Source organism: Bacteroides sp. L10-4 (assembly GCF_013373675.1).
Classification (GTDB): domain Bacteria; phylum Bacteroidota; class Bacteroidia; order Bacteroidales; family Bacteroidaceae; genus Bacteroides; species Bacteroides muris.
On sequence record NZ_JABXJH010000023.1, the window covers coordinates 46944 to 61089 of the forward strand.

The 14146-nt window shown below is 49.9% G+C and carries 10 protein-coding genes; 4 read left to right on the forward strand and 6 right to left on the reverse strand.

Features of this window, described 5'->3' with window-relative positions:
* Positions 1–4 precede the first annotated feature (4 nt).
* The 4 genes from rsxC to HU824_RS09295 all read right to left on the reverse strand — a co-directional run bounded on the left by rsxC (position 5) and on the right by HU824_RS09295 (position 4432).
* Positions 5–1342, reverse strand: a complete 1338-nt coding sequence (gene rsxC, locus HU824_RS09280) for an electron transport complex subunit RsxC (RefSeq protein ID WP_136009986.1) — start codon at positions 1340–1342, stop codon at positions 5–7.
* Positions 1343–1402: 60 nt separating this feature from the next.
* Positions 1403–2305, reverse strand: a complete 903-nt coding sequence (locus HU824_RS09285; protein WP_176468690.1) for a Fe-S cluster domain-containing protein — start codon at positions 2303–2305, stop codon at positions 1403–1405.
* A gap of 37 nt (positions 2306–2342) precedes the next feature.
* The gene (locus tag HU824_RS09290) at positions 2343–2762 is read right to left on the reverse strand and encodes a SoxR reducing system RseC family protein (RefSeq protein WP_176468691.1); all 420 of its coding nucleotides are present in this window, start codon (positions 2760–2762) and stop codon (positions 2343–2345) included.
* 230 nt (positions 2763–2992) lie between these two features.
* The gene (locus HU824_RS09295) at positions 2993–4432 is read right to left on the reverse strand and encodes a DUF3078 domain-containing protein (RefSeq protein WP_176468692.1); all 1440 of its coding nucleotides are present in this window, start codon (positions 4430–4432) and stop codon (positions 2993–2995) included.
* Between the two features lie 272 nt (positions 4433–4704).
* Between HU824_RS09295 and HU824_RS09300 the strand changes: the two genes are divergently transcribed.
* The 4 genes from HU824_RS09300 to HU824_RS09315 all read left to right on the forward strand — a co-directional run bounded on the left by HU824_RS09300 (position 4705) and on the right by HU824_RS09315 (position 11923).
* A complete protein-coding gene (locus tag HU824_RS09300) occupies positions 4705–6324 on the forward strand; it encodes a CTP synthase (RefSeq protein ID WP_136009990.1) in 1620 nt (539 codons plus the stop codon).
* Positions 6325–6355: 31 nt separating this feature from the next.
* Positions 6356–8209 (forward strand): membrane protein insertase YidC, encoded by a 1854-nt coding sequence (gene yidC, locus HU824_RS09305; RefSeq protein WP_176468693.1) that lies wholly within the window; start codon positions 6356–6358, stop codon positions 8207–8209.
* Positions 8210–8401: 192 nt separating this feature from the next.
* On the forward strand, positions 8402–9733 hold the full coding sequence (locus HU824_RS09310) for an MATE family efflux transporter (RefSeq protein ID WP_176468694.1): 1332 nt from the start codon (positions 8402–8404) through the stop codon (positions 9731–9733).
* A 36-nt stretch (positions 9734–9769) separates the two neighbouring features.
* The gene (locus HU824_RS09315) at positions 9770–11923 is read left to right on the forward strand and encodes a S9 family peptidase (RefSeq protein ID WP_176468695.1); all 2154 of its coding nucleotides are present in this window, start codon (positions 9770–9772) and stop codon (positions 11921–11923) included.
* A 197-nt stretch (positions 11924–12120) separates the two neighbouring features.
* On the opposite strand, the gene HU824_RS09320 is transcribed toward HU824_RS09315, so the two are convergent.
* Complete coding sequence (locus HU824_RS09320; RefSeq protein WP_369692697.1) at positions 12121–12639, reverse strand: hypothetical protein; 519 nt, start codon at positions 12637–12639, stop codon at positions 12121–12123.
* Between the two features lie 36 nt (positions 12640–12675).
* A complete protein-coding gene (locus HU824_RS09325) occupies positions 12676–13926 on the reverse strand; it encodes a DegT/DnrJ/EryC1/StrS aminotransferase family protein (protein ID WP_136009994.1) in 1251 nt (416 codons plus the stop codon).
* Positions 13927–14146: the final 220 nt, after the last annotated feature.

Genomic DNA, 14146 nt, shown 5'->3' on the forward strand with positions numbered 1-14146 from the left:
TTCGTTATTTTTTAGCTTGACGTGCACGGATCATCGCTCCTACCTTACCCTTGCCCAAGCGGATGTAATCCAGCATCGGGCGGTTGGAAGGACAAGTGAACTGGCATGAACCGCATTCGATACACGACATAATGTCTTCTTTCTCTACTCTTTCAAAATCTCCGTGGGCCGAAACGGTAGCCAGCAGATACGGCTCCAGCCCCATCGGGCAGGCTCCCACACACTTGGCACAACGGATACAAGGCTGCGCCTCGCCGCGCTTGGCCTCTTTTTCGTTCATAATCAGAATGCCTGAGCTGCCTTTGGCAGTCGGAACATCCGTATTCACCAAGGCTTTACCCATCATCGGACCACCGCCGATAATCTTGCCCGTATCTTCGGGCAGGCCGCCGCAGGCTTCAATCAGCTGCTTCATCGGCGTGCCGATACGTGCCAGGAAGTTGGACGGCTTGGCCAGAGACTTGCCGGTCACGGTAATGACACGCTCGAACAGAGGCTTGTTCTTCTGCACGGCCTGGTAAACGGCAAATGCGGTACCCACATTCTGCACCACGGCTCCCGTGGAGATAGGCAGCGCACCGGCGGCAACCTGACGGTTGATGACTGCATCGATCAACTGCTTCTCACCTCCCTGCGGATATTGTACTTTCAAGGGCACCACCTCGATACCGGCATAGCTGGAGGCGACTTTCGTCATCAGCTGGATGGCATCGGGCTTGTTGTTCTCAATGCCGATGAATGCTTTGTTCACCTTTACCGCTTTCATCAGAATGGATACACCTACCATAATTTCTTCCGCATGTTCCAGCATCAGCTGATGGTCGGCGGTCAGATACGGCTCGCACTCTACAGCGTTGATGATGACGCATTCTGCCTTGAATGCAGGAGGAGGACACAGCTTGACCTGTGCAGGGAAGCATGCACCGCCCAGACCTACGATACCGGCATCGGCGATTTTCTTCACGATTTCCTCGGAAGTCAGACTGCATTCCTTTACCAATATTTCGGAACGGTCAATGGACTCTTCCCACTCGTCCCCTTCCACATCAATGAATATGGCAGGCTTGGCGTAGCCGCTGGCATCGACAATCGTGTCAATCTTAGCGACCTTTCCGCTGACAGACGAATGGATGGCTGCCGATACAAAGCCGCCGGGTTCGGCAATCTTTGTACCCACTTTCACAACATCACCTTTGGCAACGATGGGCTTGGCCGGGGCACCGATGTGCTGTCCCAGCAAGATAGCGACCTTGGCCGGAATCTCTGCCTTGATGATAGGCTGATGTGCTGAAAGTTTATTTTCGTGTGGATGAACTCCACCAATTGAAAATGTCTTCAACATACAATTCTGTATTTTTAGTCGTTTATTTACTTTATTAATTCATACCTCAGCTTGGGAAGTCTAAGCCTCTGCTCTGGGAGTCTCAACCTCTGCTTTAGGAGCCGCAACCTTTGCTTGGGGAGCCGCATCGTCAGCCTTCGGTTTGCGCGGCGGGAAGTTGAGGGCAATGATTGTGTTTTGCGGACAAGCCTCTTCGCACTTGCGGCAGGATTTACACTTGTTGGGATCGATGTAAGCCAGATTGTTTTCCAGCGTGATAGCCTCGAACGGGCAAACCTTCATACACTTGCCGCAACCGATACATGCCGCCGTACAGGCTTTGCGCGCTACGGCACCCTTGTCCTTGTTTACGCACTGTACGTATACACGGCGTGACTTCTTGCCCTGAGGACGGATTTCAATGATAGACTTCGGACAAGCCTTGGCACAAGCTCCGCAAGCCGTACACTTTTCTTCGTCCACTTCGGGAAGTCCGGTCTCGGGGTTCATGCGGATAGCATCGAACTGGCAGGCAGCCACACAGTCGCCGCATCCCAGACAGCCATAACTACAACCCGTTTCGCCACCATAGAGCGAGGCCGCAATGGCACAACTCCGGGCACCGTCGTATTGGTTCACACGAGGACGGTTGGCACAAGTTCCATTACATCTCACCACCGCAACCATAGGTTCGGAGGCAGCAGCATCCAAGCCCAGAATGCCAGCAATCTTTGTCATGACGGGCTGCCCGCCCACCGGACAAAGTTTACCATCCAGCGAACCTGCCTTTACGCAAGCGTCTGCAAATCCGCTACAACCGGGATAACCACATCCACCGCAATTTGCCTGAGGCAACACCTCTGCCACCTGGGCAATCCGCGGATCTTCATACACGGCGAATTTCTTGGAAGCCACGTAAAGAATAGCGGCCGATACCAGCGCTATAACTCCCAATGAAATCACTGCAATCAGAATTACATTCATAAATTAGTTGTTTATTAATTATTTGTTTTATTATTAGTTAATTCATCGGTCGTACGGAAAATGAGAATTTCTTACCCAGCCGCGACTTGTTCAGCCACAAGATATAATAATAAGGTATAAGAAGTGACAGCGAACAAAGCGCGGAACGCAGTTCGTCATCCCAGATGGCCATAAAGACAAACAGTGAGATTATCAGAATGAGAAAAGGAAATATGAAAGCTAACAGAAGCGCCATCACTCCCATTGAAAGTTCGCCCGTCACCCATACGCGGTCGCCGGGATGGTAGGATGCGGCATGAGCATCGGTTACATCGACAAGTTTCTCTTTCGTATCCGCAGAGGTGCAATGTCCCTTGACACTACACGAAGCGCATGCTGAAGTCTGAATGATTCTCACTTGGAGATGAACACCGCTTATGTTTTCCACAATACCCTGATGTCTTATAGTATTCGCCATTTTGCAAAGTGTGCATTACAAATCTCGGCAAATTTACGCATTATTTGTGAACTGCAAGCCTTTCCTCTGCATTTTCTGTGTTCGTAAACGTGCTTTTTCTATGTTTTTATGTTTTTTCACTTGCCGCAGACTACAAAAAGACAAAAAACAGACGGCCTGTCGAGGAAAAACAGACCGTCCGACTACTTGAAACATATAATCCGCTCGCTCCGAACAGACCATTTGTTTATTTACCATTTGTAATTGATACCGAAGCTGAGCAATTCTTTTACCTGAAAATAGCTGTCCCCTTCCGTCGGCTTGGCACTATCGTCATAGCGAGCGTGCACATAGAGCTTGGTGGAAAGATAGCGGTTCAGCACAAAGTTCACCGTGTTTTCCCATTCAATACGTGTCCACTCATAACTGGTCTGGAAGTCCAAGCGGGAATCCAGCGTGATGGAAGGAATGATAGTCCATGAAAGTGTAGGCTGTATCTGCGAACCAAAGTTATGCTTCACGCATTTGCCCTCATCAAGACCGAAACTCACTTCATTCACCCCCTTATTTCCTACATAGCGCAGCATGTACGTCAGCGGAGCCATGAAAACGGACAAGCTGAATTTCTGCTTCTTCAACTTGTAGTCCATACCGATACTGCTCGACCAGTCCGCCGGAGCAAAGAAAGCCGAAACCAGCTCTTCACTGTTGGCCTTGTAGCCATTGCAGAACTGGGTCTTAAACTCAGTCGTGATGGTATAATACCACTTGGACGCAGCCTGAATACCCAGTTTACTGTACAGCCGGAGTTGGTCGGTACTTACCAGATAGTTATGAAACTCGTCAGAAGGTGCGGAGCTGAAGCCCAGCTTGGCATCGAGCAGATTTTCCCACTGCACCTTTTCACGGTCATTATAGTTGGCAAACAATTGCAGGTTGGCAAGCACGGCGTTAGTGCTCTCACCTCCCTTGTACCAGTTGTCGGAGATATAGTTCTGGGTAATCTGCAATGAACCGTTTCCACCCGTCACCCACCAGTTGGGCTTGTGGATAATCACGTCGGCTTCCTCCTTCACTCCCACCATATTCTCTTGTGCAAACAGTTTCACGACGGACGGCTTGGAAGAAGCCTCCTTCTCTATATCATCCTTGAATATCCTCCCTTTCATCACCTGCTTCTCGGTCATTACAACCAGACCGGGACAATCCACATACGTGTTCAGCAACGTGCGGTCTACCAGCTTGTTGGCACGTTCCTTCGAAGTGAAGCTCAGCGTATCGAACGGCAGCATCTCGCGCGTCAGGGCGGGCACCGTATCGGGCATCTGGAAACGCCAGTCTACCTTGGAAAGACGTCTCATGGGAGCATAATAATAGGTAAGGGGAAGGAACAACCTATAGTAGTTCGGATTGGAAGGTATATAACGTTCCGGGGTCGTGGGGTCATTCAGATAACCCAGTACTCCGAAATACCTTTCATATAATATGGAAACCGTATCCAGCTTGTAACCCATATCTTCCGGCTTCAGTTTCAGAATCATATATTCTTTCATTATCTCCGGCAGGGTATCGGTTTTTACTGTTGTTTCCTGTCCACTCTTCTTCGAGGTGGCATCCAGCGTATTCTGTGCCATCACCGACGAAGAAAACATCGTAGCAATCAACCAAAATGCAATGTGTCTATTCTTCATAATGCCCTAAAGTCTATGTTTCGAGCGCAAATTTAGCTTAAAATGTTTAGAAAACATAGAAAAGCCATAAGAAAAAGGCAAGAAGGACTTTCTTCGATGAAATCGTATTTTTTAATAATTGTTTCATCGAAACTTTCTCTACTTCCTCTTTTTTTTATAATTTTGCGCTTTTTAAGTTCCATGCGCACTGAGGGGAACAGCATGCAGCCTGAACGGACAAAGTCGTATAGGCTCCTGGCATTAGATTAAACAATTAATAAAACAATATAGTTGTGGGAGAAACAAAGTATATTTTCGTCACCGGTGGCGTTGCCTCTTCATTAGGTAAAGGTATCATCTCATCCTCCATCGGTAAATTGCTGCAAGCAAGAGGTTACAAGGTAACCATCCAGAAGTTTGACCCGTATATCAACATCGATCCGGGTACACTGAACCCATACGAACACGGCGAATGCTACGTTACCGTGGACGGTCATGAAGCCGACCTCGACTTGGGCCATTACGAGCGCTTCCTGGGCATCCAGACCACCAAGGCCAACAACATCACTACCGGACGCATCTACAAGAGCGTCATCGACAAAGAGCGCCGGGGCGACTATCTGGGAAAAACAATCCAGGTTATTCCCCATATTACAGACGAAATCAAGCGTAACGTGAAACTGTTGGGAAACAAATACAAATTCGATTTTGTCATTACCGAGATTGGCGGCACAGTGGGCGACATAGAGTCTCTGCCCTATCTGGAAAGCATCCGTCAGCTGAAGTGGGAACTGGGGAAAGATGCCTTGTGCGTACACCTTACTTATGTTCCCTATCTGGCTGCTGCCGGCGAGCTGAAGACCAAGCCCACCCAACACTCCGTGAAGGAACTGCAAAGTGCCGGTATCCAGCCCGATGTACTCGTACTGCGTACGGAGCACGAGCTGAGCACCACCCTGCGCAAGAAGGTGGCTCTATTCTGCAATGTGGACGAGAATGCCGTGGTGCAGAGCATCGACGCTCCTACCATCTACGAAGTACCCATCTTGATGCAGGCCCAGGGGCTGGACGTCACCATTCTGAAGAAAATGGGGCTTCCCGTGGGCGACACTCCGGGACTGGGACCGTGGCGTGCTTTCCTCGAACGCCGTCATAAAGCCGAAAAGACTGCCCCGCTGCACATCGCACTGGTGGGCAAGTATGACTTGCAGGATGCCTACAAGTCTATCCGCGAGGCCCTTTCACAAGCAGGGACCTACAACGACCGCAAGGTATCGGTGGACTTCGTGAACAGTGAAAAGCTGACGGACGAGAATGTGGCGGAAGCCCTGAAAGGCATGGCAGGCGTGCTTATCGGTCCGGGATTCGGCGAACGCGGCGTTGCCGGCAAGTTCGTAGCCATCAAATATGCGCGTACGCACGACATACCCACCTTCGGTATCTGTCTGGGCATGCAGTGCATCGCCATCGAATTTGCCCGTAATGTATTGGGCTACGCCGATGCCAACTCACGTGAGATGGATGAAAAGACACCGCACAATGTCATCGACATCATGGAAGAGCAGAAGTCCATCACCAATATGGGTGGAACCATGCGTCTGGGTGCCTATGAGTGTATTCTGCAGCAAGGCAGCAAGGCATACGAGGCATACGGGGACGAACATATCCAGGAGCGTCATCGCCACCGCTACGAGTTCAACAACAGCTTCAAGGATGCCTACGAGGCGGCAGGCATGAAGTGTGTGGGCATAAACCCCGAATCGGACCTGGTGGAAATCGTCGAGATACCCGCATTGAAGTGGTTTGTCGGCACCCAGTTCCATCCCGAATACAGCAGTACGGTATTGCATCCGCACCCGCTGTTCGTAGCATTCGTGAAGGCCGCCATCGAAAACGAAAACGAAAAGAAATAATTTGTAAATAGTAATCTGTAATCAACAAAGAATGGATAAAAATACCATCACAGGTCTTGTTCTGATAGCGATATTGTTAGTAGGTTTCAGCTTTCTGAGCCGTCCCAGCCAGGAGCAGTTGGAAGCACAGCAACGTTACTACGACTCCATAGCCCAGGTGCAACAGCGCGAGGCTGACTTGAAAGCCAAGGCGGAAGCAGCCCTGGCCAATGAAAACGGAGCGGAAGCAAGCGTTGACTCCACCGCCCTCTTCTTCGACGCCCGTCAAGGAACCAACTCGCAAGTAACCATCCAGAACAACCTGGCAGAGATAACCGTAGATACAAAAGGCGGACGCATAGCTTCGGCCACGCTGAAGGAATATATGGGACAAGACAAAACGACTCCCGTCACACTGTTCAGCGGCAACGACGCCTCCATGAATTTCCTCTTTTACAACAAAAAGGAGACCATCCAGACGGAAGACTATTATTTCACCGCAGTGAACCGTACGGACAGTACCGTCACCATGCGTTTGTCGGCAGACGGCAACAGCCATATCGACTTTACCTACAGCATGCACAACGACACATACCTGATAGACTTTACTATCCAGGCAGTCAACATGGAAGGCAAGCTGGCGGCTACCAACAATTATGTGGACATCGAGTGGTCTCAGCGTGCCCGTCAGATAGAAAAGGGATATACCTACGAGAACCGTCTGGCTGAACTGACTTACAAAATCACCGGAGAGGGTACCGATTATCTGTCGGCCAACAACAACGATGAAAAGGAAGTTCAGGAACGTCTGGACTGGATTGCTTTCAAGAACCAGTTCTTCTCTTCGGTATTCCTGGCAGATGCCGACTTTGAAAAGACCAAGCTGAGTTCCAAGATGGAGACTCAAGGCAGCGGCTACATCAAGGACTATTCTGCAGAGATGAGCACGAAGTTCGATCCTACCGGCAAGGAACCTACCCGGCTGGTCTTCTACTTCGGCCCCAATCACTACAAGACTCTGACCGCACTCGACAAGGGACGCGACGAGAAGTGGGAGCTGAACCGCTTGGTCCATCTGGGCTGGCCGCTCATCCGCTGGATAAACAAATGGTTCACCATCAACATCTTCGACTGGCTGTCCAGCTGGGGCCTGAGCATGGGTATCGTACTGTTGCTCATGACGCTGATTGTAAAGGCGGTGGTATTCCCGACCACGTGGAAGACCTACATGTCTTCTGCCAAGATGCGCGTACTGAAACCGAAAATCGACGAGATAAACAAGAAGTACCCCAAGCAGGAAGATGCCATGAAGAAGCAGCAGGAAATGATGGGACTTTACAGCCAGTACGGGGTCAGCCCCATGGGCGGATGTCTGCCTATGCTGATACAGTTCCCTATCTTGATGGCCTTGTTCATGTTCGTGCCGAGTGCCATCGAGCTCCGCCAGCAGAGCTTCTTGTGGGCAGACGACCTTTCCACTTATGATGCGTTCATCAACTTCCCGTTCCATATCCCGTTCCTGGGCAGCCACCTCAGCTTGTTCTGCCTGCTGATGACGGCTACCAACATATTGAACACGAAGTACATGATGCAGCAGCAGGATACGGGTGCCAATCCGCAGATGGCTGCCATGAAGTGGATGTCATACCTGATGCCTGTCATGCTCCTCTTCATATTGAACGACTATCCTTCGGGATTGAACTATTACTACTTCATCTCTACTCTGATCAGTGTGGTAACAACGCTCATCATGCGCAAGACAACCAATGAGGAAGCCCTTCTTGCCCAGTTGGAAGCCAACAAGAAAGACCCGAAGAAGATGAAGAAAACCGGTTTTGCAGCCCGTCTGGAAGCCATGCAGAAACAGCAGGAGCAGATGATGAAAGAAAGACAGAATAAAAAGTAGTTGACGAGGAAACAAGTTGACCGGATAAAAAAGGCTGCGCTGTAATATGGGGTACATATAAAGCGCAGCCTTTCGTCTTTTTACATATATTGTAAAGTACCCTGACATATATTGTAAAGCAATCTAACATATATTGTAAAGTACCCTGACATATATTGTCGTATTTTCCATATTCATATTAACCATTTAACTATGCAGACTAAATACACTTACAAACAAATCTGGCTCATCGCCTACCCTATCCTGATCAGCCTCCTTATGGAGCAGATGATAGGTATGACGGACACCGCCTTCCTTGGGCGCGTGGGCGAAGTCGAACTGGGGGCATCTGCCATCGCCGGTGTCTTCTACATGGTCATCTTCATGGTTGCCTTCGGCTTCAGTATCGGGGCACAGATACTCATTGCCCGGCGCAACGGCGAACGGCAGTACAAGGAAATCGGTGACTTGTTCTATCAAGGCATCTACTTCCAGATAGGGCTGGCAGCCCTCATGTTCCTGCTCTCCTACTGCTTCTCGCCGCTCATCCTGAAACAGATTGTCTCATCCGAGCACATCTACGAAGCAGCTGCCAGTTATCTGCACTGGCGGGTATTCGGAGCTTTCTTCTCTTTCAGCGCCGTTATATTCCGTGCCTTTTTCCTGGGAACCACCCAGACCAAGACTCTGACGCTGAACTCCATCGTCATGGTACTGAGTAATGTCGTATTCAACTATACCCTAATCTTCGGCCAATTCGGCTTCCCGGCGCTCGGCATTGCCGGAGCGGCTATCGGTTCTTCGCTGGCCGAGCTGGTTTCACTGGTATTCTTCATCCTCCATACCCGCAGCCGTATCGACTGCCGCAAGTATGGGCTGGACCATATTCCGAAGTTCCGGATGGACGTATTGAAACGGATGCTGAACGTCTCCTTCTGGACCATGATACAGAACTTCTTTTCCCTCTCCACCTGGTTCCTTTTCTTCCTCTATGTGGAGCATTTGGGAGAGCGCTCGCTGGCAGTGACCAACATTATCCGCAATGTGTCCGGCATACTGTTCATGGTACTCATGGCGTTTGCCTCTACCTGCGGTTCGATAGTAAGCAACCTCATCGGCGCAGGCAACTCCGATTGCGTGGCAGGCACCATCCGGCAGCACGTACGCATAGCCTACGTTTTCGTACTTCCGCTGGCATTGCTTTTCGCGCTGTTCCCCAGGCTGATTCTGGGAATCTATACCGACATGCCCGACCTGCAGGACGCAGCCGTGCATTCGCTCTGGGTGATGTGCTCCACCTATCTGTTCCTGGTTCCTGCCAATGTCTATTTCCAGGCAGTTTCCGGAACCGGTAACACGCGTACGGCATTGGGGCTGGAGATGGCAACGCTGGTCATCTACACAGTCTATATCACCTACATTATCCTGATTCTCCAACTCGACGTGGCCATCTGCTGGACTTCGGAAATGGTTTATTCCGGCTTTATTCTCATATTCAGCCGGCTATATATCAAACGTGGGAATTGGCAAGGAAGGAAAATTTAGTATCTTTGCGCTGAATAACCGAAACAAAAAACATATATGAAACAAGTAAATCTACTACTTATGTCAGCAGCTATGACATTGGCCTCCTGCGGAGGAACAAAAGATGCCGGACAGCAGCAGGACGCAGCAACGCTCATCCAGCGGTCGGACATTAAGATTGAAGGAAAGCGCATGACACCCGAGGCACTCTGGGCCATGGGACGTATCGGCAGTGTGTCCGTATCCCCTGACGAGAAACAGATTGCCTACACGGTATCCTATTACAGCGTGCCCCAGAACAAGAGCAACAGCGAAGTCTTCGTCATGAATGCCGACGGTAGCGGCAACACCCAGATAACCCGGGATGCCTGGCAGGAAGGACAGCCCACGTGGTTCAAGGACGGCAAGAAGCTTGCCTTCCTCTGTAACGAAGGCGGCAGCAGCCAGATATGGGAAATGAATCCCGACGGCAGCGGACGCAAACAGCTGACCCGGTACGAGGGAGACATCGAAGGATTCTCTTTCTCGCCCGACGGCAGGAAACTCCTCTTCATTGCCCAGGTAAAGACCGTGAAGAGTACGGCCGACAAACATCCGGACCTTCCCAAAGCCACCGGCATCGTCGTTACCGACCTGATGTACAAGCACTGGGACGAATGGGTGACCACTGCCCCCCATCCGTTCGTGGCCGATTTCGACGGCAACGCCATCAGCAATGTAAAAGACATCCTCGAAGGCCTGCCCTACGAAAGCCCGATGAAGCCCTGGGGAGGCATCGAACAACTTGCCTGGAGCCCGGCATCGGACAAGGTAGCCTTCACCTGCCGCATGAAGACCGGACTGGCATACGCCATCTCCACCGATTCGGACATATACGAATACGATGTGAACAAAGGCGGATTCATCAACCTTTGCAAGCAGAATGCCAAAGACTCTGACGGCAAAGACGAAATGGCAGGCTACGACACCAACCCGCAATACTCGCCGGACGGCAAATACATCGCCTGGCAGAGCATGGAACGCGACGGCTACGAAGCCGACCAGAACCGCCTTTGCGTGATGGACCGTGCCACCGGCGAGAAACGTTTTGTAAGCAAGGCATTCGAATCGAACGTGGACGCCTTCTTATGGAACAAAGACTCCCGGAGCATCTACTTCATCGGTGTATGGCATGGCGAGACACAGATTTACAACATCGACCTTGCCGGAAACGACAAGCTTACCCGGCTCACCGACGGCATGCACGACTATGCCTCTCTCGCCCTTTGCGGAGACAAACTCATCGCCAAGCGCCACTCCATGAGCATGGGCGACGAAATCTATGCCGTAAACAGTGCGCGCAACGGCGACGCTTTTGCAGAAGCAGTGCAACTGACCACAGAAAACAAGCAGATCTACGACCAGCTGGAAATGGGCAAGGTGGAAGCCCGCTGGATGAAGACCACCGACGGCAAGCAGATGCTGACCTGGGTGATTTATCCTCCGCAATTCGACCCCAACAAGAAGTACCCCACCCTCCTCTTCTGCGAAGGCGGCCCTCAGAGTCCCGTCAGCCAGTTCTGGAGCTACCGTTGGAATTTCCAGATTATGGCAGCCAACGACTATATTATCGTAGCCCCCAACCGCCGCGGTCTTCCGGGCTTCGGTATAGAGTGGAACGAAGCCATCAGCGGCGATTACGGCGGCCAGTGCATGAAGGACTACTTCACCGCCATTGACGAAATGGCCAAGGAACCTTTCGTCGACAAAGACCGCCTGGGTTGCGTAGGCGCCAGCTTCGGAGGCTTCTCCGTATATTGGCTTGCCGGACACCATGACAAACGCTTCAAGGCATTCATCGCACACGACGGTATCTTCAACATGGAAATGCAGTATCTGGAAACGGAAGAGAAATGGTTTGCCAACTGGGATATGGGCGGAGCCTATTGGGAAAAGAACAATGCTACGGCACAACGCACCTTTGCCAATTCCCCGCATCTCTTCGTCGACAAATGGGACACCCCTATCCTCTGCATCCACGGAGAGAAGGACTTCCGCATCCTTGCCAACCAGGCAATGGCCGCCTTCGATGCAGCCGTGATGCGTGGCGTTCCTGCCGAACTGCTTATCTATCCGGACGAAAACCACTGGGTGCTGAAACCCCAGAACGGCGTGCTGTGGCAACGTACCTTCTTTGAATGGCTGGACAAATGGCTGAAAACGGCTAAGTAAAGCTCCTCAAAGACGATAATAAGAAATAATCCCGGACTCTTTGTCAAAAGTCCGGGATTATTTCTTATTATCGTATACCGCCCGATTTATTTTTTATGACTATAACTGGGACAGTTCAAATAGAGCCAATACGTTTTGCTTTATGCAGAAGCTAAAAACGATGCAGACAAATCGTAGAATTAACGGAAGACAGTAATTCAGGAGATATGTCTTGAAAAGTACTTTTTCATGAAGAGTACATATATTGCGCTCAACAGTAAGATACATCCTATCAGGAAGATATAGCCATACTGCCGGTAATAAATATATCCTACGACAATGATTGCCTGCACTGCCATGTAAATAGAAGAAACCACCACATGGGGAATCTTCAGCTCATTCGCCATAATCTGATACATATGCTTGCGATGCGGCAGGCCGATATTCTCGTGAAGCATCAGGCGGTGAATGATAGTCAGCACACTATCCACACCGTAAACGGATAAAAGGACTATCCAGCTGAAATCTTCCGTCCGGATGATGAGCCTGCCTATCAGGAAAAGAAGGATGAAGGCAATGCTCACCGACCCCACATCACCCGCAAAGCACTTGGCCCGTTTGCGGAAGTTGAAGAAACAGAAGACAAGAACGGAGCAGATAACGGTATAGATGAAATCCGCATTGACAGACGTATTGGCAACCGACAGCGTTGTCAAGGTCGTAGCTAAAAGCTGTATTTATTTGTTATTGAAGACACATAACATTGTCATCTATTATTTTACTATGGCTTCTTTTATACACTTTACGATATAATATACATCCTCATCGGTCACCCACGGCCCGGCAGGAAGACACATACCGATTTTAAAAATAGCTTCGGATACCCCATTGATATAAGCCGGAGCATCCTTATAGACAGGCTGCTTGTGCATCGGTTTCCAAACCGGGCGTGCCTCTATTTTCTTGTCAAGCATAAAAGCACGTAAAGCCTCCACATTCTCGTTGGGCTGACAATCCGTTGTAGCACAATCTACGGCATGAATCACACCAGCAGCACCACCTACGGCAGTCCTGACAACATCCTTATAAGCATTTTCCTGCCCTTTGATGCGAAGTGAAGAATCTAGGGTAATTGTGGAAAGCCAGAAGTTGGAATCATAATCGGCCGAAGGGGCTTCATGGAGCAATACCCCTTCCACATCCTTAAGCAGTTCCCTATAAAGAGCCTGTACATGCCGATGATGTGCAATATGCTTATCGGCAACGGTCATTTGACCACGACCAATACCTGCACAGATATTACTCATGCGATAGTTATACCCTATCGTCTCGTGCTGATAATAAGGATAAGCCTCACGAGCCTGTGTGGCATACCACATGATTTGATTCTTGCTTTCGGCATCTTTACAAATCAACGCACCACCGCCACTGGTAGTAATCATCTTGTTACCGTTAAAGCTCAGCACCCCGAACTTGCCGAACGTCCCCAGTACCTGTCCCTTAAAACGGGAGCCAAAACCTTCGGCAGCATCTTCCACCACTGGAATAGCATACCTATCGGCTATCTCCATGATACGTGTACAGTCATAGGGCATGCCGTACAATGCCACAGGAACAATAGCTTTTGGCTTTTTTCCAGTCTTGGCAATGCGGTCCTTGATGGCTTCTTCCAACAGTTCCGGAGACATGTTCCAAGTTTCTTTCTCAGAATCCACAAATACCGGAACAGCCCCCAGATAAGTGACCGGATGCGAAGACGCACAGAATGTGAAGCTTTGTACAATCACTTCGTCACCCTGTCCCACTCCGCAAGCCAACAGAGCCAAATGTACTGCCGCCGTACCGGCCGAAAGTGCCACCACTTCCTTGCCTTCGCCTACAAAACGTTTCAAATCCTCTTCAAAAGCATTCACGTTAGGGCCGAGAGGAACCACCCAGTTCATATCGAAGGCTTCTTTTACATATTTCTGTTCAATACCCTCCTCGCTCATGTGGGCAAGGCAGAGATAAATGGTTTTATCCATAAATATATATGTGATTATTTAATAATCAGACTTCGGATTCCTCACATAGTGGGGAATAAAAAGAAAGGAAAGGGCTTTATAAATCCTTTCCAAGTAATCATTCTATTTTCCGCCACGACAATTTTATCGGCTGTTTTTCAGCCGATAAAATAAAAATGCCCGCAAGAAAATATTTTTGTTTTAACATTCCGGTTTATAAAAACATGGTAGAAGAGTCTTC